Genomic DNA, 23,856 nt, shown 5'->3' on the forward strand with positions numbered 1-23,856 from the left:
CGGGCCACAACGTGCCGTCGGTGATGATGTCCAGACCTTCGACGCCGTGTCCGATATGGTTCACAGGTGTGCGCCTCACGCTTCTGATCTGGTTGCGCGAAGAGGGTCCCCGCTGCCGACCCGGCAGCGGCGACCCTCTTCGTTGCGTCGTTGGCGGCGTCAGCAGGAGCAGGGCTGGGCCGGCTCCTTGTGCGCCTCAGGTGCCGCACTGACTGTCTGACGGTCCGGTCGTCCTGTGGCGGCGATCCAGGCGGTGAGTGCCAGCGCGAGCGCGGCCGGGATGAGTGCCCAGGTGGCGAGGTTGCCGGGCCTGGTTCCCGCGTTGAGCAGTCCGCCGCCGAGTGCGGCCCCGGCGGCGGAGCCGAGGTACATGGCCGCCATTTGGAACGCGATGATCGGCATCGCCTGTGCGGGCCGGTCGGCGGTGAGAGCCTGTTGCAGGGTCGGGACGCTTGCCCAGCCGGCCGCGCCCCAGACCGCTGCAGCGACCAGCCATGCTGCCGGGGCGGATGTGAGCCATGCCGCGGCGAAGCTCAGCCCCAGTAGTGCGGGCAACGCGATCAGCAGTGGTTTCGGCCCGTAGCGGTCGAGTGGCTTGCCGATCAGTGCGGAGCCGGTGACGCCGCCGATGCCCCAGGCCCAGACCAGGGCGAAGCCCCAGGCGCCGAGTCCGCGGTCCTCGGCCATGGGCAGCAGGTAGGTGTAGAGGCCCAGGCTCGCGACTCCGAGCAGGAAGGCGGCTACCACGCCGACACTGGTCCGGCTCGATCGAAGCACAGTGACCGCGGACTCGTCCGCGGTCGTGTCGAGTCGTGGGAGCGTCGTTGCGCGAAACGCAAGGGCCGCCATGCTGACCAGGCCGATGAGTACGACCAGGGCCATGGTCCAGCGCCATCCGGCGCTCTGTCCGATGAGCATCCCGACCGGTACGCCCGCGACCGTGCCGGCCGAGAGGCCGAAGGTGACCAGGGCCATGGCGCGGCCGCGTTCGTTCTCGGCGACCATGGCCGCTGCGGTCGCCGTCGCCACGGCGGTGAGGATCCCGGCACCGGCACCCGCGACGACGCGGGAGGCCAGGAACACCTCGATCCCCGGCGCGACCGTGGTGATGAGGTTTCCGAGGTTGAACACCCCGAGTGCGATCAGCAGGGCGCGTGCGGTGTTGCCGCGGGTGAGTCGTCCCGACAGCAGGGGCCCGGCGACGGCGTAGGCGGCCGTGAAGGCTGTTACGCCGAGCCCGATCATCGCCACGGTGGTCGTCAGGGAGTCGGCGATCGACGGCAGCACGCCGGCCAGGACGTAGGCGTCGATGCCGAGCGCGACCGCGGCGACGACGAGCGGCCATACTCTGCCGATCATGCGTCGGCCTCCCCGTGATCTTCGGCGGCGCTTTCGTATCCGGTGAGCACTGTGTCGAGCAGCCCCGGGAAGCGCTGCTCCAGGTCCTCGTCGCGGAGTCGGATCATGCACTTGCGGCCCTCGGCGCGCACGAAGACCACGCCCGACTCGCGCAGCAGGCTCGTGTGGTGGGTCAGGGTCGAGCGCGGCAGATCGGGGCCGAGGTCGATGCTGTCGGTCTCACCCTGCTCGGCGAGCATGCGCACCATGTTCAGCCGCAGCGGCTCGCTCAGCGCGAAGAGCACTCGCGCGATCGCGATCTCGTCGGTGTCCGGGTGGTGATAGGTGCGTGGGGGCAAGGACTCGTCTCCATGTCGTTCGAAAATAGTCGCACGATGACTGTGCGAAGATTCTCGCACGATTAGACGAGAGGGTGCCAGCTGGGGTGGCCGTCCGGGGTTGCGGGGCCAATGTCTGCCCCGGACGACGTCCGCGGAGTCACTGTCCGGTCGCTCGTCGCCGCCCCTGAGGGCGTTCGGGGAGGCCTACGGCGAGTACACCGCGGGGCCGAGAGGACGGCGCACCAATGACACCCAGGACGCGTTCAGCGTGGGACGGTGGAGCTGTGTTCGTGTCGCCTTGACGGGCTATCGACAGTCGGTCGCCGACGAGCGTCGGAGGGCGCCAAAGGCGCAACCGGCATGTTCCGCTGCGTATGGTGAGCTACCTGCCGGTCCGCTCGCTGATGCGCGGCAGGCCAGGATCTTGGCCGTCTGCGTCCTCATGTGGCTGCTCAACGCGCAAACCCGTTGGCAGATCCTGACCGGCTGATCAACTGGGCTGCCGCTACGGATGCTCGACCAAGGCGCTGCGGGCGCTTGCGGCGGCGTGGTCGACGTCCGCCTCGGTGTTGAAGTAGTGGAAGCCCACGCGGAGCTCGCCGCGGGCTGTGATTGTCGCCCTGACCCCGGCCTCCTGGAGACGTTCGGGGTCGATCCGCTTTCGATCGGGCGGCGCGGCGACCACGATGTGCGACCGTGCGCCGCTGTTGATGGCCCGGAAACCCGCGCCTGCCATGCGGTTGATGTAGCGGTCGGCGAGGTGCAGGACGTGGCTACGGCTCGCGTCGGTGTCGATCTCCGCGAGAAGCTCGAGGGCTGCTCGCGCGCCGATCCAGGACAGCCAGGCCGGCGAGGAGTTGAACCTCGAGGCCGTGACCGCGTGGCTGTATGGCCCGGCGAAGAACTGCTCCGGATCGGCTGCGGATTTCCAGCTGGCCACGGTCGGGCCGATGGTGATGCGTGCGGGGTCGGCGACCAGCCAGCTTGTTCCACGTGGGCAGAGCATCCACTTGTAGCCGTGGGCGGCAACGAGATCGGCTGGGTGGTTCGACAGATCGGAGCGGATCACGCCGAGGGACTGGGTGAGGTTGGCAAAGACCAGACCGTCGTGACGGTGGGCGGCGGTGCAGACCGCATCGATGTCGACGAGCTCGCCGTCGTTGGTGAGTACCTCGCTGACCATGACCAGACCGGTGTCGGGGCCGATCGCCTCGACGAGCGATTCGGTCCGGCTCACCCCGGGGCGGCGCTGGACGAGGTCGATCTGCGAGAGCGTCGTTGCGGCGTGCTCCATGGCCGGAAAGAGCACGCTACGGAACTCGTCGGCTGCCACGACGGTGGTCGCTCCGTCGGGGACGCAGCGGGCGGCGACTGTGGCCGCCTCTGATAGTGAAGTCTGCGAGGCGACCGACTCGGGCGACACTCCGGTCCATCGGGCGAAGTCGTAGCGGGCGGCATCGGCTGCCCGATCCCAGTCGAGCCAGTCGTAGGAACCGGAGTCCCAGTCGTCGAGCGCGCGCCGGAGCGTGGTGGTGACCGTGCGTGCCCCAGGAGGCGCACCCGGTGTGTCCAACCAGGTCCACGACTCCAGCGCGGGGAAGTTTCTGCGGAAGTCCTCCGGCGTCACGACGGCACGACCACGACGGCTTCGATCTCGACGCGCAGATCTGGGTGTGCCAGAGCCGTGACCGTCGCGGCCGAGTGCGCTGGATAGACACCGGTGGGAAACCATCGGGCGTAGATCTCGTCGCGGGCACGGGCGAAATCGGCGAAGCCGTCGTCGCCGACGACCAGGGTGAGCATCTTGACGATCGCTGACGGTTCGACGCCGAGGTCGTCGAGGACTGCTTCCAGGTTCGAGAATGTCTGCTTCGTCTGCTCGTAGCACGAGTACGAGACGATCTTCCCGTCGGTGTCGACCCCGATCTGGCCGGAGACGTACGCCGTCGCAGCTCCTGCGGGGGCGATCGCGACGTGGCTGAACTTCCCGATCGGAGCGGCGATCGCGGCGGGGTTGTAGGGAGCGTGTTTCGACATCCGTGTCCGTCCTTACTTCGTATGAAAGGGCCGTATTCGTATGGAAGAGCCGTGTTCAGGGCAGGAACACGGTTTTGCCGACACCGTGTCCGGCGGCCATGCCGCGGAAGACTTCCGGGGCTTCGTCGAGCCTGCGGCGTTCGTGCACGGCGGGCTTGATGGTGTGCTCGGCGGCGAATCGGAGCATCGACTCGAATTCGGCAGCGCTGCCCATGGAGGTGCCTTCGAGGCGGATCTGCCGGAAGAACAGCGTGCGGAGGCTGAGTTCGATGTCGGGTCCGGAGGTCGCGCCGAAGGAGATGATGCCTCCCCCGGGGCGTACAGCTCGGACCGCCGACGGGAACGAGTCGGATCCGACGCTGTCGAGTACGAGGTCAGCCGGAGCGTGGAGCTTCTCGTCGAGGTCGTCTGCGCCGATGACGACGTGGTCTGCCCCCAGAGTCCTGGCCGGGGCCACCTTGGCCTCGTGGCGGGTCACGACGGTGGTCTCCGCGCCGAGGGCGGCAGCCATCGCCAGGGCCAGGGTCCCGGCACCACCAGTGGCTCCGGTGATGACGACATGGTCGCCGGCCATGACCCTCCCCTTGGTGACGAGCGCCCGGTAGGCGGTCAGGCCGGCCAGGGGGAGCGCCGCGGCCTCGGCATCCGAGAGGTGGTCGGGGATCGGATGGACATTGTCGACCGGCACCGTGGCGAACTCGGCGAACGTGCCCTGTACGGGGCCGCCGAGGATGGTGGGCACTTCGGGCACGTCCTCGGCCGTGGGCCAGCCGAGACAAGGATTGACCAGTACCCGTCGTCCGATCAGGTCCTGGCCGGCGTCGACTCCGACCGCGGTGATGGTTCCGACGGCATCCGCGCCGACGATCTTGTCGTCGTCTCCGGCGTGCGCGTCGATGACGAACAGCTCGTGGCGGTTGAGCCCGGCTGCGTCGACTCGTATGAGGACGTCGTCTTTTCCTGGCTCGGGGCGGGGCACCTCGTCGATCCGCAGCCCGTCCGGCCCCGGCGTGCCGGCATGGACCAGGGCCCTCATGGTCGTCGGTGATGGCATCGTTCTCCTCGGGATTGCGGTCGTCACTCGGCGTCTGCCGCAGGGCGGTCGGGCGAGCAGCGGTTGCTCACTGTGGACAGGACCTCGCCGAGGATGACGAGGGCTTCGCGTGCCTCGTCGGCAGTGACCGTCATCGGCGGGGTTATGCGCAGCACGTTGCCGGACAGGCCGCCCTTGCCGATGAGTAGACCTGCCGCCCTGGCTTCGGCGAGTACGGTGTCGGCCGCGGCCGGTGCGGCTGTGCGCGTGCCTGGCTCGACGAGTTCGACTCCGAGCATCAGTCCGGCTCCGCGCACCTCGCCGATGAGAGGACAACCGGCGGCGATGGCCTCCAGTCCTCGACGCAACTGTCTACCGACGGCGTCCGCATTGGCCTGGAGCTCGTGGGACTCGATGTAGTCGATGACCGCGTTGGCAGTGCTCGTCGCGATCGGGTTGCCACCAGCGGTGGAGATTGAGTTGGCGCTCACGCAGTCCATGAGCCCGGCCTCGGCCACGACTCCGCCGATCGCCAGCCCATTGGCCAGCCCCTTGGCGAAGGTGAGCGCCTGGGGGCGCACGCCGTAGTGCTCGATGCCGAAGTAGGAGCGGCCCGTCCGACCCCATCCGGACTGGACCTCGTCGGAGATGAAGGGCACGTCGTAGCGGTCGAGTACGGTCTTCATCTCGCGGAAGAAGTCGTCCGGGGGATTGGCGAAACCGCCGGCGCCCTGGACGGGTTCTGCGATATAGCAGGCGATCTCGCCCGATGTCGAGGTCTCGATCATGGTCTCGAGCTCGTCGCGGCAGGCGGCGGTGAACTCCGCGTCGGGCAGATGTCCGAAGGGGCTGCGGTACTTGTAGCCGGAGTGGGCGTAGGTGACCTGCAGCGGGCTCAGGCCCGTCGCGGACCATCCGCGGATGCCGGTCGCCGCCACTGTCCCGAAGGAACGGCCGTGGTAGCTGCCGCGCAGTGCGATGACCTGGTTGGATCGCTGGGCGGTCGTGGTGAGCAGAAACGCGGCCTCTACGGCTTCGGACCCAGAGTTGACGAAGAACACCTTCGGGTCGTCCACCGGGGCCCGGGCGGCGATCTTCTCGGCGAGCTCCACTTGGCTGCGGATGAGGTACAGGGTCGACGAGTGGAAGATTCGTCCCGCCTGCCGTTGCAGTGCCTCGGTGATCTCGGGGATGTCGTGGCCGACCATGGTGGCCAGGAGTCCCCCGAAGAAGTCGAGATACCTCTCTCCGTCACCGCCGGTGACCCGCCGTCCGCTACCCGAGACGAGTTCGAGGGGATTGCCGTAGTAGCACCGCATCCAGGCGGGCATGACCGCCTGGTGTCGGTCGTGCAGGGACGGGGAGGTCTCGGGGGCGCTCATTGCGCGGCTCCTCTCATCGACGCGTCCAAGTCGGCGGCCAGGGCGACGTTGAAGGCCTCGACGCGGTCAGTGGTGATCGCATCGGGGCGATAGGCGAAAACGATCCAGGACTGATCCCGAATCGCCACCGATGCCCCGCCTTCCCTGTCCCGAACGGCGACGACCTCGGGGTTCGGCTTCGAGATCGCGATCGACACCAGCGACCGCGGTCCGGGTGGGGCGTGCACCGCTCCCGCGGTGGACAGGAGGGTCACGTCGATGAGCGGTTGGCCGGTATCGGCCCGGCCCTGGGCGACTTCGACGGGTTCCGCGTCGATCGGTATCGCTCGGACCGTCACCGCCGGGCGTCCGTGCCCACATTGCTCGGCTGCGCGAGCGATCGCGTCCACAAGAAGGTCCGCGGACAGGAGCGGGTGCTCGCTGTTCGTCGCCGGCGCATCCGTCCAGCGCGTCGTCAGGTGCGCGACGCCTGTTGCAGATTCCTGCCACGCCGGCGTCGCCCTCGGCTCTGCCTCGACGCGTGCCGCTGGCCGGGCCTGCGGTGGGTGGTCGTGGATCCAGCCGATGAGTCTGGGCTCCGACCCGGTGGCGCTCAGCTTGCCGAAGTGGATGTATCCGTCGGCCGGGGCGATCGCCTCAGTTTCGGTCCCGTGGGCGTCGATGAGCTCGGCGACCGGGTCACAGGCGGACACGAGCGCGCCGTCCGGCACGAGCCGGTTCGAGACCGCGACGGTGGCCGGATCGAGGTATGGCGAGGCGCGGAGGATCTCCGACGTGGGAGCCGGCGTCACGAGACCTGCACCGCTTCGGTCACGTGGGCGCGGATCCGCGCGGCAATGGCCTCGGCGTCCGGCACGACGGCTTGGAGGAGCGTCGGGGCCGCAGGGATACGCGCGGCGGGGGATGCGATCCGCACCGGCGGCCGGCGGAGCTCTACGCCTCGCTCGAGCACTGATGCCACGAGCTCGGCCCCGAGCCCGGCGAACTCCATCGCCTCGTGGGCCACGGCCAGGCCGCCCGTGCGCTCGACGCTGTCGACGACGGCATCGATGTCGAGCGGCCGTAGCCAGCGCATGTCGATAACCTCGACGGATATCCCGTGGTCGGTTTCCAGGCGCTCGGCGGCGTCGAGCACGCGGTGTTGCATCGCGCCCCAGGTCGCCACCGTCAGATCGGTCCCGGTGCGCCTGATCGCCGCGCCGCCGACGGATTGGATCGGATTGCCGAGGGTCACGGACTCCTTCGCGCCGTGGTACAGCGTGCGGTTCTCGATGACGATCGTCGGGTCGTCGTCGGCGATCGCGGCGAGGAGGAGATCGTGCGCATCCTGGTGTGTGGTCGGCATGCACACGTGCAGTCCGGGAATGTGCGCGAAGAGCGCTTCGAGGCTCTGGGAGTGTTGGGCGCACGCCCCCGGGGCGGTGCTCTGCTGGGTGCGGATCGTCATCGGCGCGCTGAGTTCACCACGGTTGATGTAGCGCACGTTCGCCGCCTGGTTGACGATCTGGTCGAGTGCGACGAGTGCGAAGTCGGCCCACATGATCTCGACGATGGGGCGCCTGCCGACCATGGCCGCTCCGACCGCGCCGCCGAGGATCGCCGCCTCCGAGATCGGGGTGTCGAAGACCCGGTCGCCGAATCGCTTCCGAAGGCCCTTGGTTACGCCGAACACGCCGCCGGGCACCCCCACGTCCTCACCGAACAAGAGCGTGGTCGGGTCGTTGTCGAGCACGAGGCGGAGGGCACGGTTGACGCTCTCGGCGTAGGTGAGGTCTTTCCGAGTCAATGTGGTGTCAGGCATACAGGTGCTCCAGAGCTGTCGCGGGGTCGGCTGTCGGGGACTGCTGGGCTCTAGCACTGGCGGCGTCGACCGCTTCCTGCTCTACCCGCAGGATCGCGTCGATACGGTCCTCTGCGACACCACGATCGACGAGAACACCGCGCAGCCGTGCGATCGGCTCGGCGGCCTCGATACGCTCCAGCTCGCCGGGCTCGCGGTAGTGCTGGACGTCGCCGATGTAGTGGCCGACGATCCGGTCAGTCATCGCCTCGATGACCGTGGGACCGTTGCCTTCCCGTGCCTGTGATGCGGCCCGGGCGATGGTCGTGCGGACGATCTCCGGATCGTTGCCGTCCACTCGGACTCCGGGCATCCCGTAGCCCGAGGCTCGCTTGAACAGCCGATCCGAGACCGTCGTCGCGCTGATCGGCGTGAGCTCGGACCAGTGATTGTTCTCGATGAGGAACACGACCGGCAGCGACATGGCCGCGGCGAAGTTGAATGCCTCGTGCACCGAACCCTGGTTGACCGCGCCGTCGCCCATCGCCGCCAGCGCAACCCTGCCGGAGTTGTCGAAGCGCGCCGCGAGGGCTGCTCCCGACGCGATCGGCGCACCCGCACCGACGATCGAGTTCTCGCCCATCATGCCTACGGACGGCACCGACAGGTAGGCCGATCCGCCGCGGCCGCCGTTGACGCCGTCTTCGCGCCCCATGAGCTCGGCGAACATAGCCGTCAGATCGGCTCCGCACGCCAACGCCCAGCCGTGACCGCGGTAGGTCGGGAAGACGAGATCCCGCGGGAGATCGAGGGCCGCGGCGGCCCCCGCGTAGATCGCCTCCTGCCCACTGCACAGGTGCACTGAGCCGACGACGGTACCGAGGCCGCGCAGGCGCGCGATCTCAGTCTCGAACGCCCTGATTCGGGCCATGGCACCGAGAAAGGCCAGCAGGCGGCCCTCCTCGGCACCCGTTTCGGGCGAGGGGAGTGACGTGGTCATCGTGCTCCTTCGGTTCTCTGGGGAGGACATCGCGGCCGGCGTCATTCGGCAGCGGCCTCGGACGGTGGTGTGACGCCAGGCGGGGATAGGCGGCCGGTCCGCAGCAGATGCGTCGCCATCGCCCCGGCCTCCCTGACCTCCTTGACCAGGGACCCGCGGGCACGCGCGAACCGGGACACCGGCACCGAGACCGTGAACGAGCCGGCTGGAGCGCCGGAAGGGTCGAAAAACGGTGCGGCGACGCAGCAGACGTCGATCGCGAACGCCTCGATGTCGAGGGCGTACTCGCGACGGCGGATCGTTCCCAGCTCCTCGAGCAGGTCGTCGAACGTGCCGATCGTGTTGTCAGTGAGCTTGGTTAACGGAGTCCCTTCGAACATGGTCGTCACGCGGGAGGTTGGCAGGTACGCGAGGATCGCCTGGCAGGACGCGCGGGCATGCATGTTGCCCACGTAGCCGACGTCGAGGTTTTTGACGATGAGCGACTGCTGCCCGCTGATGACCTGCTGGTGCAAGATCGTCCCGTGGAACCATCCGCACACGTAGGCCGTCTCGCCGGTCTTGTTGTGCAGGCGAGCCAGGATCGCGGCGATGTCGGGCGACGGCGCGGTGCGGGCCGAGAGGTTCTTGCCAAGGGCGAGGCCGCGCGGGCCAACGTCGAACTGCCCGCCGGGCAGTCGGATGACGTAGCCTTCGGCGCGCAGAGTGCGCAGCAGGTGATAGCACGTCGCCTGTTTGAGCCCCAGCTGACGTGCCAGGGACTTCGGAGTCGCGCTGCCGTTACGTTCGGCAACGGCCTCCAGGACCGACAGCCCTCTGGCCAGGGTCTGGAGAACGGTGCCTTCGGCCCCGGCGTCATCTCCGGGATCGGCGTTGCCCCGGTGGTCCTCGGCGGTCATCGCTGCTCTTCCGCGAGGTCGCCCCACGCCAGCAGAGCCTGCGCGAGGACCTGGGTTGCTTCGGCGACGTCGGATTCGGCGATCCTCTCGTCGGGGCTGTGGGCGAAGCGCATGTCTCCCGGGCCGAAGACGACGGTGGGGACTCCCGCACTGCGGAGGATCCCGGCGTCGCAGCCTGCGGTCATTCCCTCGATCCTCGGTTCAAGACCCGCGAATCTGCGTCCGCGGTCCATGGCAACGACGACGTGATCCGACTCGGGCGTCTCCCAGCTGGCCAGACCCTCGTTGTCCCAGCGCACGACGGGTGGGTGCTCGACCATCCATGGATCTGCGGCGGCGACCGACGCCACGCACTCGGCCAGGGCCGCCCGGACGTCGTCGACGCTCTCGCCGGGCATGATCCCGATCCGGCCCGAGAGGCGTCCGCGCGCGGGGACCGCCGCTCGCCACCCGCCGATTTCGACCGTGCCCATGGCCAGCGGAACGGCGGACGGGAAGGGCATCCTCGCGTCGGTTTGCTCTGCGGCCCGCTGCTCACCGAGACGTGTGAGCGCCTGGTAGATATCGATGATCCTCGGCCCCACGTCGACGCCATGCCAGGGCACAGATGTGTGCGCTGCGCGGCCGAGCACCTCGACGGTGAAGAACACGAGGCCCGAGGCGACCGTCACGACCGCTCCGTCCGTGGGCTCGAGCACGATCGTGCCAAGCCGCCGCGGTAATCGTTCGAGCGCGGCGCGGGTGCCGACGCCGGTGGTCTCCTCGCCGACCACCAGCTCGACGGCGACGTCGAACGGAAGCTCGGCACCGGACCGGTCGATAAGGTCGAGAGCCCACAAAGCGGCGGCGATCCCGCCCTTGGTGTCGACCGTCCCTCGCCCGTGGACGAAGCCGCACGAACGGTCGCCCGAATACGGCTCGCGGTCCCACTGGTCACCGTCGAGCACCGGGACGACGTCCATGTGCCCGTTGATGACCACGACAGGGCGATCCGGCCTGCGGGTCCGGTAGTAGCCGACCAGGTTCGCCCGTTCCTCGGCGCGGACCTCGTCGCCTGCGCTGGAGCTATCGGCTAGACGGTCCCTGCGGACCGGCCATCCCCGCGAGAGGAAGAAGTCCTCGTAGACGTCGATCACGCGGTCCTCCTCGCCGGACACGCTCACCCGCCTGACCGTCTCCGCGAGGAACTCCATCAGCGCCTCGCGCCGGCCCCGGTCCAGGACCAGGGATCCGTCCCGGACGGAGACCTCGTGGGCGTCGCTGATCATGGGGAACCCCTCTCTCGCCGGCGAGTCCTGCGTATGCCGTGCATCGTGTCCGGGCGACGGAAAAGAAGTCCAGCATCTGGCCGCAAGGTTCGACTATCTGAAATCGTGCCACCTGCCTCGCCTGTGACCAGGCATTCAATCTCGCCAGACGCGCCACTGCGATCCGAGGAACCTCAAGGTTTTCAAATAATGTAAATCGACTTCGCAATCGCTGGTGCGAACCGATGAACTCATTCATGTTGTCGGGATCACAGCCAAGGCCGCCGTCGCGACGGCCTGACGAAGGACCGGCCTCACACGTATCGATTGTCGCCGAAGCTCGTCTCAGTTCCGCATCCAAGGAGGGCACCCTCGTGAGCACGTCGCGTTCCGGTGAATCGACCGGATCTCCCACGCACCCTCCACTGCTGCCCGAGCGGAAACCTCCCGGCGCCATGCCCGCCTTCGCGCCCCTCTACATGCCCGGGACGGAGGAGGTAGCACTGCGTTGGATGTCAGTGACCTACCCGGTGTCGCAGAACGTGGCAGCGGCTGTGCTTCCCCGCCCGTTGAGCGCCCCGCGCGACCCTGAGGTGATCATCTGGATCGCCGAGTTCCTCGGCGCACGGTTCACCGATGATCGCGGCAACGTCGAGGCGCGCCCCGCCTACATGCAAGGCGGCGTCAATCTTGAATGCCTCCACGGCGACCTTCGCGGAGCCTATGCACTCGAAACCTTCGTCGAGGGCCTCAACCACGGCATCCTCGGCCGCGAGATGTTCGGACTGCCGAAAAAGCAGGTCACCGAGGCACGCCTGAAGGCTCGTCCCGGCGGAGTCGAGTTCGGGATCACCGATGCCCTGGGGCATGAACTGCTGCGAGGGTCCGCCCGAGACGCCGTCGAAGGCAACTGTCCGGCACCCCCGTGGTTCGAGACGCAGTTCACGGCCAAGCTCATTCCCCGCGCTGACGGGCCGGGCTACGACTTCGCCCGACTGGTGCAGATCCCATTCCAGCTGAGCCCTGCTGGCCCGTTCCGCGAAGGCGAGGCGGAGTTGGAATGGCGCCCCTCTTCGCGTGACCCGCTCCATCTGCTCGCACCGACCGGGCCCGCGCATGCCGTGTGGGGGCCGGCAGAACTCGCCATCGACTACGGCACCTACGTCGCCGAGCTCGACCCGAACACCCTGCCGGTCTACGGCACTCCCGGTTGGTGACCAACGAAGAAGGTGACATGACCACTCAAGACATCTCCTCGGCCTCGGCAACGACCGTCCTCACCCCGGAACGGCGCCGGGCGATCATCGCGGCCTGCATCGGGAACTTCCTCGAATGGTACGAATTCGCGCTGTACGGCTACTTCGCGGCCATTTTCGCCAAGCTGTTCTTCGTTGACGACGACCCGGCAGTCTCGATGATGCTGACGTTCCTCGTTTTCGGGATCAGCTTCGTCGTGCGCCCCCTCGGCGGCGTCCTGTTCGGACACATCGGAGACCGGTACGGGCGAAAGACGACCTTGTCGGCGATCATCCTCACGATCTCGGTAGCGACCGCCTTGATGGCCGTCGTTCCCTCCTACGCGAGCATCGGAATCGCAGCCCCCTTGCTGATCCTGCTGCTGCGGTGCCTGCAAGGGCTGTCGGCAGGCGGGGAGTGGATGGGCGCCGCCGCCTACGTCGTCGAGTCGGCGCCCTCACACCGCCGCGCCTTCTACGGCAGCTGGCAGACGATCACCATCGTGCTCGGCCTGTTCACCGCCACGGCGACCTCGCTGGTCCTGTCCGTGTCGCTGACCGGAGACCAACTCGAGTCCTGGGGATGGCGCATCCCCTTCCTCGCCGCTCTCCCGCTGGGCATGATCGGGCTGTACATGCGTCTGAAGCTCGAAGAATCCATCGAGTTCGAGGAGATGAGCCAGACCGAGTCCCGCGAGAAGTCGCCGCTGCGCGAGGCGGTCCGGGAGAACTGGCGCTCGATCCTGCTCGTTTGCGGCCTCGTCTGCTGCCCGACGATGTGCACTTACGTGCTCCTCGTCTTCGGCCCGAAGTTCCTGGCCGTAGACCTGGGGCTGGGGAACTCGACGGCTCAGACGGCCGTCATGGTCTCGATGCTGCTGTTGGTCGTGCTCGTCGTTGCCTTCGCCCGAGTCTGCGACCGCGTCGGTCGCCGACCGTTCATCCTGTGGGGCGCAGTCGTAGTGATGGTCACGGCGCCGATCGGGTTCGTCCTCATCCACCAGGGCTCACTATGGACCGTCCTGCTGGGGATGATGCTCATCCTCGTCGGTGACGCGATGCTGCTGGCGCCGCAACCGGCACTGTTCTCGGAATTGTTCCCGACGTCTCGCCGCTACAGCGGGTTGGCAATCGGATACAACCTCGGCGTGGTCCTGTTCGGCGGTGCCGGACCGTTCATCAACACTGTCCTGATCAGTGCGACGGGAACGACCTATGCGCCTGCGATGTACCTGTCGGCAGGTGCGCTCATCAGCCTGATCTGCGCTCTCCTCGTTCACGAGACCCTCGGAGTCTCGCTGCGCACAGGCAAAGTCGAACCCACAGGCTGACCCAGCCTCGTCGGTCTCCGCCAACTCGACAAGTTCGGGTCCAGATCGAATCAACTCGACTCTTCACGTGCCCTGTGACCTGTTCCCGGGCCGCCCCACTCTGCTCCGCACCGAGCCCTGAAGGAACCGAACATGCTCGAGAAACAAGTGATCCTGACAGTCTTCGCGGCGATCCTCGCCTACCTGGCCTACCGGTCCTGGAGACGGACGAGGACCTACGAGGATTTCAATCTCGCCGGCCGGAAGACCGGACTGTTCCCGATGGTCTGCACATTGGGCGCGGCGGAGTTCAACACCGCGACGCTCATCGGCGGCGCGTCGGTCGCCTACATGTATGGCACGGTCGGGCTGTACTACACCTCGCTGATCTTCATCTTCGTCTTCGGTATCTACGCGGTCACGGTCGCGCAGCCCTACCGACGTCTCCGCATCTCGACCATCGCGGAGTTCTTCGAGCGGCGGTTCCACGGACCGCGCGGCGAGGCGACGCGGGCGGTAGCCAGCGCGATTACCTTGACGCTGACGTGGATGTTGCCACCGATCTATCTCGCGGGACTGTCGGTGATCACCACGGTCCTGCTGGGTATCGACCCCAAAGTCACGGTCGTAGGGCTCGTCCTGTTCTGTCTGGTGCTCGCGCTGGGCGGCGGTTTCATGACCGCGATCTCGTTCGACGTCGTCGCCTACGTGATGATCCTCGTCTTCATCCCGGTGGTGTTCGTCATCGGCTGGACCCAGGCCGATGGGTTGTCCGGACTGTCGAATGTCTTCGATCCGCAGTACCTGTCGTTCAGTCCCGTGTGGGACCTGGAGGCGTATGGCTTCGCGGCTGTGCTGACCTGGGGATTCCAGAACATCATGTCGTACATCGCGGCCCCCTGGTACGGCCAGCGGATGTTCTCGGCGCGCAGTGCGAAGGTCGCACGCACCGCCATGGTCATCAACACCGTGCTCATCACGTTGCTGTACGGGCTGGTGGCCGGGACCACGATGATGGCCCGGGTGCTCGTGCCGGATTTGAAGAGTCCCGAAGAGGCCTTGCCCCGGCTGGTCGTCGACTACGCTCCCTCGCTGCTGCAGGGGTTGATCCTCGTCATGCTGCTGCTCGTCGGCACGAGCACGATGATCGCGATCTGGAACAGCGCGGTGTCCATCGCGACGAACGACATCGCCCGCCGCTACATCGTGCCGGGCCGGTCCGAGGGCTTCTACGTCAAGGTCGGCCGCGGGGTCTTCCTTGCGCTGGGCCTCTCGACACTGGTCGTGGCCCTGACGATCGTCGGCAACATCATGCTGGTCCTGACCTACATCTCGGTGTACTCGTCGCTGCTCGCGGTCCCGATCTTGGCGGGCCTCTATTGGAAGCGGTTCACCACCAACGCCGCCCTCGCCGCGATGGTCAGCGGCGCCATCTACGTGACCATCGGACTCGTGGTGGGTTTCCCGTACCACCTCATCAGCCCCATCGGGTTCGCGATCAGCGTGGTCGTCGGCATCGTGGTCACCTTGGCCGGCCCGAAGCAGGTGCCCGCTGAAGTGGAGGACTTCTTCCTCAGGGTTCATGGTCGCTCCGAGGGGGAGCGCGGTGGGGAGAAGGACATGGCGCACGTGTGACCGCCTGGAACGGCGAATCGGCGGCGGCACACGGCCTCCGATGAGCGCACAGCCGTCGTGAGGAGCAAGACCTAATCAATGAACACAGGAAGGGCATGAGCATGACCAACACCGATCTCGAGGCGCGGATCCGGCGGCTCGAAGACATCGAGGCGATCAAACGGCTCCAGAACGTCTACGCCCGCACCTGCGATCTGGGCGCCGATCCGGACGCGCTCATCGCGCTCTTCGTCCCGCAGGACGACGAGGGGGTTGTCTGGAAGAGCAACATCTTCGGCGAGCACCACGGACTGGAGGCCATTCACAAGCACTTCTCGGGTGTCACGAGCACGATGCCCTGGGCCGCGCACTTCATGGACAACCCGGTCGTCGACGTCAGCGACGACGGGTTGAGTGCCACAGGCCGCTGGGACCTGCTCGAGTTCTCGACGATGGCCAAGGCTGACGGGAGCGAGGGCCTGGAATCGGTGTTCATGACTGCCTGGTACACCAACGACTTCCGCAAGATCGACGGCCAGTGGTACTTCTACTCGATCGACGTCCAGATGCAGCACATCTCGGATTGGCGGCAGGGCTGGGTCCGGCAGCCCAACCGAACCGGTGCCCCCGAAGACGTAGCGGCCGGACGGGCACAGAGGTGAGCCCATGGACGAATCTCGTCAAACTGTCGGAACACGCCGAGTCGCTCGGGCTGCCGGTGACGGATGCGGAACTCCCGCAGATCCGGATCCTCCTCGGTGAGATCCTCAGGGCCATCGGCGAGGTCCCCGCCGAAGAAGCGGGACGCGTGCCCGTCCGTGCGACGAAGGCTCCGAGCGAGGAGGACGACCCTCTCAACGCGATTACTGTCTGGTCCGACGTCGCGCCGACGTCGGACGGGAGCCTCGACGGCTTCACCGCCGTGGTCAAGGACTGCATCGCCGTTTCCGGACTGCCGATGACAGCAGGCTCGGAACTTCTCGCCGACTTCTGTCCGCGCGAGGACAGCACGGTCGTCGAACGCTTGCGGGCCTCGGGTGCTCTCATCGTCGGTATGGGCAGGATGGACGAGCTCGGCCTGGCGGCAGGCGGAGACACCGGCCTGGGTGGGGCAGTACTCAACCCGTTCGACCGCAGTCGGACCGCAGGAGGGTCCTCGGCAGGGGCAGCGGCATCCTTGCACTATGACGACGTCCAGGTCGCCATCGGCGCGGATCAGGGCGGTTCGGTTCGTGTGCCGGCGGCCTGGTGCGGCGTGTATGGCCTCAAACCCACGGCGGGGCTCGTGCCTGCGACGGGAACGCTCGGCGTGGACCACACGATCGACCATGTGGGTCCCTTGGCACGCACGATTACCGACCTCGCCGCCGTCTTGGACGCCATTTCCGGTCCCGATGGTCATGATCCGCGCCAACCGGACATGTCGGAGCCGGAGGTATGCAGCGAAGCAGCGACGGCACCGCCCACCGACCTTCGCGGCATCCGCCTCGGCCTATTGACGCAGTGCAGCTCAGAGGCTCACGGCGTCGAGCCGTCAGTGCGACGAGCCATGGACGGGGTCGTGAAGGCGCTGGTCGGCCTCGGGGCTGAGATCGTGCCCGTGGACCTGCCCGAGCACTCGACTGCCGGTGCCATCATGTTCGGCACATCGGTGGAGGGGATGTCGGCCCTGCTCGCGGCCGGTGGCAACGGCTACCAGTGGCGCGGAAAGTACTGGCCCGAGCTGGCGGCGGCGATCGCGCGCGGGTGGGCCGGTGCGGCTCGACTGGGACCGGCCGCCAAGGCGGCGCTGATAGCCGGTTCGCATCTCCGTGGTTCATTCCGAGGCGAATGGTACGCGCAAGCCCAGAACGCGCGCCGATCGCTCGTCGCCGGATATGAGCGCGCCCTTGACGGTGTCGATGCCCTCATCTGTCCGACAACGCCGGGACTCCCACATGCCGTCGACCGAACACTCAGTAACTCGGAGCGGGTCCTGCGCGGATGGTCGGTGCTGGCCAACACCGCAGCGGCTAACCTCACCGGGCACCCCTCGCTGTCGATGCCGATAGCAGAATCGCACGGCCTGCCAGTAGGCGTCATGCTCACCGGGCACATGTTCGACGAGGCCGCGCTGGTGCACATCGCCGCCGTGTGCGAGCGAGAGCTCGGGACGAGACCGGGGAGCCCCGGATGAAGGACCCGCCGGAACTCATACTCGTCGGAGATAGGCCAAGGACACGGGCCGACCGATGGCTAGGGTCCCGGTCAAGGCGCAACGCCGAGAGTCTTCCCGCGTGTCTCGGTGCAGGTGTTGTCGAACCAACCAGAACAAGTCCGTATGCCTCGTGGATGAAGACCGTCTACGGACAGCGGATGAAGGCCGCCGCGTCCATGTCGGGTGTTTGTGCCGCTCCTGATTGTCTGGCTCGAGTGTGTTTAGTGGGTGCGAGTTTGGGTGCGAAACGGTTCCTCATGGTGCCTCATTCGCACCCATCGTGACGTCCCGTGCGATCGTTTCAGCTGGTAGGAGCGCTGTGCGACGGCTGCCGGGTGCCTCATAATCCTTTGGCCGTCGGTTCAAGTCCGACCCGGCCCACTACCAGGCAAAACGAAGGGAATCGATCCCGTACAGCGCTCGCAATACAAGGGATTCGACGCGCAGCGTCGGGCGTGGCCTTCACTTCCTTGGGTTGGCAGCCGGGAGGTCGGGTACAGATCACTCTGCTCAGCTCGACAGTGGTGAACTGTCTCCGAGCGGATGGGGCATTCCAGATGGTGCGAAGCCGAATGTCGTCTTTCCTGTTACCGTCCGCCGTCGGTGTGGTGCCGTGCCGGGCAGCGGGGTCCTGCCGGTTGCCGGTCGCACTCAAGATGCCAACTGTGCATGCTGGGGCGACGTATCGCGCCGAACGAATCACCAGGCGCTATCCTCCGGCCTCGTCCGATAACCAGCCGCAGATCCTCTGTCCGCTCGCCGCGCGACAAGATCTGGAGTCGTTGCCGAAGGTTCCTGACGCTCACAGAACGAGCCGTGCGCCGCTCAAGGCGCTGCGGACGCTTCTTGGTCAGGACAGAGATCGCGCTGGGACATATCCAGGTCGGGGGTGGAACGCGTAAGGGCCTTTCTGATGTATCAGGCGCGGGCGAGGTCGATCGCCGTCCATGCCATCGCGGTGGCGCCGTCGAGCACAGCCTTGTCGGCGGCCTGGGTGATGCAGGCCGCAGTGAACTCGGGTTGATGGTTCACTGCGGGCAGGCAGTCCAGCCCCAGCATCGGGTGGATAGTGGGCACGACGTGGGAGACATTGCCCATGTCGGTTGCTGCGCCGCCCGGCGAGCCGCCGGACAGGTCCGGGAAGACACGCCCGAGCGCCTCGGCGTTGGCCCGGTACATATCGAGCATGGTCGCGTCGGGCCGCAGGTCGGCGTAGTCGAGGGAGATCGGTGTGGTGGTCAGTTCACATCCGGTAGCCAGTGCCCCGGCATCGAAACAGTTCTGCACGCGCTGCTTGAGTCGGGAGAGGCACTCCAGTGTGGACGATCGGACTATCCACCCTCCGCGGCTTGCGTCCGGGATGATGTTCGCCGCAGTGCCGGCCTCCGTGACGATGCCGGCGATGCGGTCGTCCGGACCAGTCTGTTGGCGCAGAAGTCCCACTGCGACCTGCGCGACGGTCATCGCATCGGCGGCGTTGACGCCGTGCTGCGGATACGCCCCCGCATGTGCGGTTTTTCCGCGGTAGGCGACCTCGAATTGCGAGACGGCAAGGCCGGGCATCGCGGCCATCTCCACTGCGCCGGGATGGACCATCATTGCCGCGTCCATTCCCTCGAATGCTCCGCGTTCGAGCATGAGGATCTTGCCTCCACCGCCCTCCTCCGCCGGGGTGCCGAGGACGGTCACCGTCAACCCCAGGTCGTCGGCAAGACCGGCGAGCGCCGCTCCGGCCCCGACGGCAGCCGCGGCGATGATGTTGTGGCCGCAGGCGTGGCCCATATCGGGGAGTGCGTCGTACTCGGCGCAGATCCCGATGTGCAGCGGCCCCGTTCCGGCGGTCGCACGGACAGCGGTAGGAAGGCCATAGCAGCCGTGCTCGACCTCGAACCCGGCCACGGTGAGAGCCTCCGCCACCCACGCGCTCGCCCGCTCTTCCTCGAATGCGAGTTCTGGGTGGGTGTGGATGCGATGGGAAAGCTCGATCAGCCGGTCGCGCCGAGCGCCGACCGCATCGGCGGCGTACTGCTTGGCGTCGGCCGTCATGCGTCCTCCGTCGGTGCAGTGTGGATGGAAGCTGGGCGGGTGGCCGCGTCGTAGGCGGCTCGGGAGCCGGTGGCGCCCATGCCGCTGTCGCCGGCCGGCTCGTACAGCCTCTCGGGGCCCCCGCCCTGCCACTGGTTTACCCATACGACCCCGGCGGGGATGCGTCGCGCGGCGACCATGTGCTCGGGGTCGGCGGTGTACACCGTGGCGGCGAGCCCCAAGCGCGTCTTGGCCGCTTCTGCCAGTCCTTCCTCGAAGGAGGACACAACCATTACCGGGGCGAGGGGGCCGAAGGTCTCCTCGTTCATGACCAGCATGGAGTCGTCCACGTCCGTGAGGACGGTGGCGGGGTAGAAGAAGCCCTTGCCACCCCGCTCCTTCCCGCCAGTGCGGACGGTCGCGCCGCGTTCGACCGCGTCGGCGACGTGGCGTGCGACGATGTCGCGTTGCCGCTGGTCCACCAGCGGGCCCAGAACGGTGGTCTCGTCGCGTCCGTCTCCGAGGGTGTACGTTCCCGCGACGTCGACGAGGGCGTCGATGAATTCCTCGGCGATGTCGCGGTGCACGTAGATGCGTTCCATGGACGTGCAGATCTGGCCGGAGTTGGCGAACGCGCCGAAGGCGACCGCCGCGGCGGTCGCGGCCGGGTCGACGCCCGCGTCGACGACGACGGGGTCCTTACCGCCGAGTTCGAGGATCGAGCGGCGCAGCAGAGCTCCGCTTTCCCGGCCGACCGCCCGGCCCGCCTCGACCGAGCCGGTGAAGTGCACCAGCCCGATCCGCTCGTCGGCGACTAGCGGCACACCGGCCCGGGAGTCGCCGTGCACGAGGTTGACCGTCCCGGGTGGCAGATCGGCCAGTTCCAGCAGCCGCGCCGCCGACATCGGCGACCGCTCGGACGGCTTGAGCACGACGGTGTTGCCCGCGGCAAGCAGAGGGCCGATCGCGCCGAGCGTCATGGGTACCGGGAAGTTCCAGGGGACGATGACGGCGGCGGCTCCGAGCGGATGGCGCAGGAGGGTGGTGCTGCTCCCGTCCGGACCGGCGACCGTCTTGTCGAACGGGTAGTCCAGGGCTTCGGCGACGGTGGTCTTGAACAGCTGTGCGGCGGCGCCGATGAAGCCGGTGCCGAGGGAGACGGGTTTGCCCATCTCGCGACACTCGATCTCCGCCAGCTCGGATGCTTGCTCGGCGACGGCGTCCGCCCACCTCGTCAACCGCGCTACACGCTCCGCGACGGGTAGCACCGCCCAGGCGGGCTGTGCTTCGACGGCCGCTCCCATTGCCTGACGGACGTCCTCAGGTGATCCGCTGGGGCAACGGGCCGTGATCTCCTCGGTGGCGGGGTCGATCACGTCGTGGAACGCCTCGCCGCGGGTGTCTTGCCAGTGTCCGCCGATCAGGTTCTGCAGGGTTTTCACAGGGTGTGCTCCTTCGCCGGGGCGGCGGACGGTCAGTCGAGACGGTCGGCCATCAGTTCGCCGAGCATGATCGATGCGACGTTGGTGTTGGCCCGCGGGACGGACGGGAAGATCGATGCGTCAACCACGCGAAGGCCCTCGACCCCGCGTATGCGGCAGGAGGGGTCGACCACCGCGGAGTCGTCGTCGGCCGCCCCCATTCGGCACGTGCTGGTGCCGTGCTGGGCGTCCACCGCGGTCGCCAGCAGGTGGTCGTCGAGTTCGGCATCGTTGTCCAGCACCGCGAACAGGTCGCTGTTGGCGTCCTCGACCGACCCGTCGACGACGGTCGCCGCCTCAGGGCTGCGGGCCATCTCCACCAGGGTGCGGACACCGTTACGCAGTCGCGCGAGGTCGCGGTCGTCCGACAGCATCCGCTCCCGGATTTCGGGCTGAGCCTGAGGGTCGGTGGAGGTCAGCGACAGCACTCCGCGCGAGTGGTTGTGGTTCAGCCACACCCCGAAGCCGCCCATCGGCGACCGCGTGTCAGCACTGGCCATGGACAGCACGTTCATGTTCAGCGACACCAACATCATGTCGTGAGGGGCGGCGCCGGGCGCACCGCTGCTGTAGCGGACACAGACGTTGGTGTGGCGGTCGTCGTCGGTCTTGATCGCGGCCTCCGTGGTCAGCGGCAGCCCGATGACCACCATCGGATGGTCCTGCATACCGCGGCCGACCGGGAGGTCCGCCACGACCGCGAGGCCGAGACGGTGCAGGTCCGCAGCCGGGCCGATGCCCGAGCGCAACAGAATCGCCGGTGAGTGGACCACGCCGGCGCTGAGCACGACCTCGTCCGCGTACTCGGTCGTCGCCGCGCCGCCGGTGATCACGCGGACGCCGACGGCCCGGCCGCCCTCGACGACGACCCGGTCGACCAGCGCGTCGCCGCGGACGGTGAGCCCGGTCAGCGACCGAACCGGTTCGAGATAGCCGTCGTTGACCGTGACCCGGCGGCCGCCGCGCGAGTTGATCGGGTATGGCGAGACCCCGGCCGCACCGGGCGCGTTCACGTCCGGCGCCCAGGGGTGCCCGGCGGCCTGGGCGGCCGCTGACAGTGCGCCGTCCACCCCGCCCCACTGTTCCTGCGGCGTCCGGAAGATCGGCGTCGGTCCGCCGCGCCCGTGGTAGGGCTCGTCGCCGAACTCCTCGTCGTCCTCGAGCTTGGCGAAGTAGGGCAGGACGTCCTCGGGTGACCAGCCGGCGCATCCGGCGGCGGCCCAGTCCTCGAAGTCTTCCATCGGCGGGCGAATGGCGATCTGCCCGTTGATCGACGAACTGCCGCCCGCGCCCCGGCCGCGCCAGTACGGTGCCTGGGGCTGTTTGTCCGTCCGAGCCGAGTTGACGCCCTCCCAGACCAGGCCCGCCACGGCGGTGGGATCCATCAGCGCGCGGGCGGGGTTGGGTGACCGCCACGCCTCAGGCATCTGCGCGGTCCGATAGTCGGGGCCGGCCTCCAGGAGCAGGACGCGCTTGCCGCGTTCGGCCGAGCGAGCGGCGAGGGCCGCGCCCGCGGAGCCCGCTCCTACGACGATGATGTCCCAGCCCGGGTCTGTCACGGTGAACCTCCTGTGTTCGGATCAGGAGTACGAGCCCGGGGATCTCCGGACCGTTGCTGGACCGTATAGTTGTCCCCCGAGTCACGTTCAGTCAATAGTGAATTTTCATTTCTGATTGACCGATTGGAGTTTCGGTGGTGTCCAGCCGTGCCGGCGACGGTCCTCCCGACGATGCCAACTCTCTGATCGACGACTTCGGCCTGTACATCGGGCGCGCAATGGGCTGGCCGCCGATGGCCGGGCGTGCCGCGGGGGTGCTGATGCTCAGCGAGAGCCCCATGACGATGACGCAGCTCCAAGACGCTCTTCATGCGAGCAAGGGCTCGATGTCCGAGACGACGAGGCTGCTGGTGTTAAGCGGGACCGTCCGGCGTTTCAAGGAACCGGGGTCTCGCCGGTACGTGTACGAATGGCGCGACGATGCCTGGATCGGCTGCTTGCAGCACCAGATCGAGGGAACGACCGATCTGCTGGCGCTGGCGGAGAACGCGCAGGCACGCGACGCGGCGCTGCCCGAGCGGCAGCGCGCACGTCTACGCGACATGCACGAGTTCTACACCTTCATGGTCCAGCGCCTCGAAACGCTCCTCGCCGAGTACAGGGCATTCCGCGAGCACGGCGACCCTGACCACGTGGCTGCTCGAGACCGCGCTGCGGGCGGAGACGGCTGAGAACCTGCGCGGTGAGGTCGGACAACCCTGCATCGTCGGCTGCGACGGCAGCAACGGGCTTGCAACACTCCCGGATTCGAGCTGCGGAAAGGGCCGTTCCGCCGTTCCTTCACGCGAACTCAGTCGGCTGGCCGGTGGCTGGTGTCGTCCTCGAAGACGAGGAAGGTGCGGGTGCCGAGCACGCCGGGGATGGCTTGCAGTTGCTCGAGTACGACCTGGCGGAGTGCGTCGTTGTCGGCTGCTCTGATCAGGAGGATCACGTCGAATTCGCCGCCGGTCAGTGCCATGTGGTGGACCTCGGGGATGGCACGTAGCCGGTCTTTGAGATCGCGCCAGCTGTTCTGTCGGACGGTCAGGGTGACGTAGGCCGAGGTGGTCAGTCCGAGTTTCGTCGGGTCCACGGTGGCCGTGAATCCCGTGATGACGCCGTTCTGCACGAGCCGTTCGAGGCGTGTATAGGCGTTGGCGCGGGAAATGGAGACGCGTTCGGCGAGCGCTCGGCCCGACAGGCGGCCGTCGGCTTGTAGTTCGGCGACGATGCGGCGGTCCGTCTCATCGATGTCGGTTTCCAATGGTCTCATTTCCCATGGTCGGCTGAGTGGGATGTGTGCCAATTGGCATGGCAGTGCCGCCTATGAAAGACGACCATCTCAACTTTGTCGTCGTCTGTAGCTATCTGGCACGCCATGCTGCCACGCTCTCGATAC

General features: G+C 67.5%; 21 protein-coding genes. 6 read left to right on the plus strand and 15 right to left on the minus strand.

Going from position 1 to position 23,856, the window contains the following annotated elements:
* Window positions 1–159 precede the first annotated feature (159 nt).
* From FB384_RS16980 to FB384_RS17030, 11 genes are all read right to left on the minus strand, one after another.
* On the minus strand, window positions 160–1,359 hold the full coding sequence (locus FB384_RS16980; protein WP_183784242.1) for an MFS transporter: 1,200 nt from the start codon (window positions 1,357–1,359) through the stop codon (window positions 160–162).
* Entirely contained in the window at window positions 1,356–1,697 is a 342-nt protein-coding gene (locus FB384_RS16985) for an ArsR/SmtB family transcription factor (protein WP_183784244.1), read from the minus strand. The genes FB384_RS16980 and FB384_RS16985 overlap by 4 nt, the downstream gene beginning before the upstream one ends.
* 487 nt (window positions 1,698–2,184) lie before the next feature.
* On the minus strand, window positions 2,185–3,306 hold the full coding sequence (locus FB384_RS16990; RefSeq protein WP_183784246.1) for an aminotransferase class V-fold PLP-dependent enzyme: 1,122 nt from the start codon (window positions 3,304–3,306) through the stop codon (window positions 2,185–2,187).
* Window positions 3,303–3,716, minus strand: a complete 414-nt coding sequence (locus tag FB384_RS16995; protein ID WP_183784248.1) for a RidA family protein — start codon at window positions 3,714–3,716, stop codon at window positions 3,303–3,305. Before FB384_RS16995 ends, FB384_RS16990 begins: the two co-directional genes overlap by 4 nt.
* Before the next feature lie 55 nt (window positions 3,717–3,771).
* Entirely contained in the window at window positions 3,772–4,770 is a 999-nt protein-coding gene (locus tag FB384_RS17000; protein ID WP_221212761.1) for a quinone oxidoreductase family protein, read from the minus strand.
* Window positions 4,771–4,793: 23 nt separating this feature from the next.
* Window positions 4,794–6,131, minus strand: coding sequence for an aspartate aminotransferase family protein (locus tag FB384_RS17005; protein WP_183784250.1), 1,338 nt, complete (start codon window positions 6,129–6,131; stop codon window positions 4,794–4,796).
* Entirely contained in the window at window positions 6,128–6,922 is a 795-nt protein-coding gene (locus FB384_RS17010) for a hypothetical protein (protein WP_183784252.1), read from the minus strand. The genes FB384_RS17005 and FB384_RS17010 overlap by 4 nt, the downstream gene beginning before the upstream one ends.
* The gene (locus tag FB384_RS17015; protein ID WP_183784254.1) at window positions 6,919–7,932 is read right to left on the minus strand and encodes an alpha-ketoacid dehydrogenase subunit beta; all 1,014 of its coding nucleotides are present in this window, start codon (window positions 7,930–7,932) and stop codon (window positions 6,919–6,921) included. The genes FB384_RS17010 and FB384_RS17015 overlap by 4 nt, the downstream gene beginning before the upstream one ends.
* Window positions 7,925–8,911, minus strand: coding sequence for a thiamine pyrophosphate-dependent dehydrogenase E1 component subunit alpha (locus tag FB384_RS17020; RefSeq protein WP_183784256.1), 987 nt, complete (start codon window positions 8,909–8,911; stop codon window positions 7,925–7,927). The genes FB384_RS17015 and FB384_RS17020 overlap by 8 nt, the downstream gene beginning before the upstream one ends.
* Before the next feature lie 41 nt (window positions 8,912–8,952).
* On the minus strand, window positions 8,953–9,810 hold the full coding sequence (locus tag FB384_RS17025; protein WP_183784259.1) for an IclR family transcriptional regulator: 858 nt from the start codon (window positions 9,808–9,810) through the stop codon (window positions 8,953–8,955).
* Window positions 9,807–11,078 (minus strand): M20 family metallopeptidase, encoded by a 1,272-nt coding sequence (locus FB384_RS17030; protein WP_183784261.1) that lies wholly within the window; start codon window positions 11,076–11,078, stop codon window positions 9,807–9,809. The genes FB384_RS17025 and FB384_RS17030 overlap by 4 nt, the downstream gene beginning before the upstream one ends.
* A gap of 353 nt (window positions 11,079–11,431) precedes the next feature.
* Here FB384_RS17030 and FB384_RS17035 point away from each other — a divergent pair, with 353 nt between their 5' ends.
* The 5 genes from FB384_RS17035 to FB384_RS17055 all read left to right on the plus strand — a co-directional run bounded on the left by FB384_RS17035 (window position 11,432) and on the right by FB384_RS17055 (window position 17,392).
* On the plus strand, window positions 11,432–12,274 hold the full coding sequence (locus tag FB384_RS17035; RefSeq protein ID WP_221212762.1) for an acetoacetate decarboxylase family protein: 843 nt from the start codon (window positions 11,432–11,434) through the stop codon (window positions 12,272–12,274).
* Between the two features lie 17 nt (window positions 12,275–12,291).
* Window positions 12,292–13,623: an MFS transporter gene (locus FB384_RS17040; protein WP_183784263.1), complete on the plus strand. Its 1,332-nt coding sequence runs from the start codon at window positions 12,292–12,294 to the stop codon at window positions 13,621–13,623.
* Between the two features lie 132 nt (window positions 13,624–13,755).
* Window positions 13,756–15,237, plus strand: coding sequence for a sodium:solute symporter family protein (locus tag FB384_RS17045; RefSeq protein WP_183784265.1), 1,482 nt, complete (start codon window positions 13,756–13,758; stop codon window positions 15,235–15,237).
* A gap of 101 nt (window positions 15,238–15,338) precedes the next feature.
* A complete protein-coding gene (locus tag FB384_RS17050; protein WP_221212763.1) occupies window positions 15,339–15,878 on the plus strand; it encodes a nuclear transport factor 2 family protein in 540 nt (179 codons plus the stop codon).
* Window positions 15,879–16,024: 146 nt separating this feature from the next.
* Window positions 16,025–17,392: an amidase family protein gene (locus FB384_RS17055; RefSeq protein ID WP_323985302.1), complete on the plus strand. Its 1,368-nt coding sequence runs from the start codon at window positions 16,025–16,027 to the stop codon at window positions 17,390–17,392.
* A gap of 939 nt (window positions 17,393–18,331) precedes the next feature.
* On the opposite strand, the gene FB384_RS17060 is transcribed toward FB384_RS17055, so the two are convergent.
* Genes FB384_RS17060 through FB384_RS27330 form a run of 3 tightly spaced genes read right to left on the minus strand, consistent with a single transcriptional unit; the run spans window position 18,332 to window position 22,478 of the window.
* Entirely contained in the window at window positions 18,332–19,459 is a 1,128-nt protein-coding gene (locus FB384_RS17060; RefSeq protein ID WP_183784271.1) for a M20 family metallopeptidase, read from the minus strand.
* Entirely contained in the window at window positions 19,456–20,880 is a 1,425-nt protein-coding gene (locus tag FB384_RS17065; protein WP_183784273.1) for an aldehyde dehydrogenase family protein, read from the minus strand. The genes FB384_RS17060 and FB384_RS17065 overlap by 4 nt, the downstream gene beginning before the upstream one ends.
* 32 nt (window positions 20,881–20,912) lie before the next feature.
* Entirely contained in the window at window positions 20,913–22,478 is a 1,566-nt protein-coding gene (locus tag FB384_RS27330) for a GMC family oxidoreductase (RefSeq protein WP_183784275.1), read from the minus strand.
* A 137-nt stretch (window positions 22,479–22,615) separates the two neighbouring features.
* Between FB384_RS27330 and FB384_RS17075 the strand changes: the two genes are divergently transcribed.
* The gene (locus tag FB384_RS17075; protein WP_221212764.1) at window positions 22,616–23,149 is read left to right on the plus strand and encodes a GbsR/MarR family transcriptional regulator; all 534 of its coding nucleotides are present in this window, start codon (window positions 22,616–22,618) and stop codon (window positions 23,147–23,149) included.
* A 119-nt stretch (window positions 23,150–23,268) separates the two neighbouring features.
* On the opposite strand, the gene FB384_RS17080 is transcribed toward FB384_RS17075, so the two are convergent.
* On the minus strand, window positions 23,269–23,721 hold the full coding sequence (locus FB384_RS17080; protein WP_228726053.1) for an Lrp/AsnC family transcriptional regulator: 453 nt from the start codon (window positions 23,719–23,721) through the stop codon (window positions 23,269–23,271).
* Window positions 23,722–23,856 lie beyond the last annotated feature (135 nt).

Source organism: Prauserella sediminis (assembly GCF_014195435.1).
GTDB classification, from domain to species: Bacteria; Actinomycetota; Actinomycetes; order Mycobacteriales; family Pseudonocardiaceae; genus Prauserella; species Prauserella salsuginis.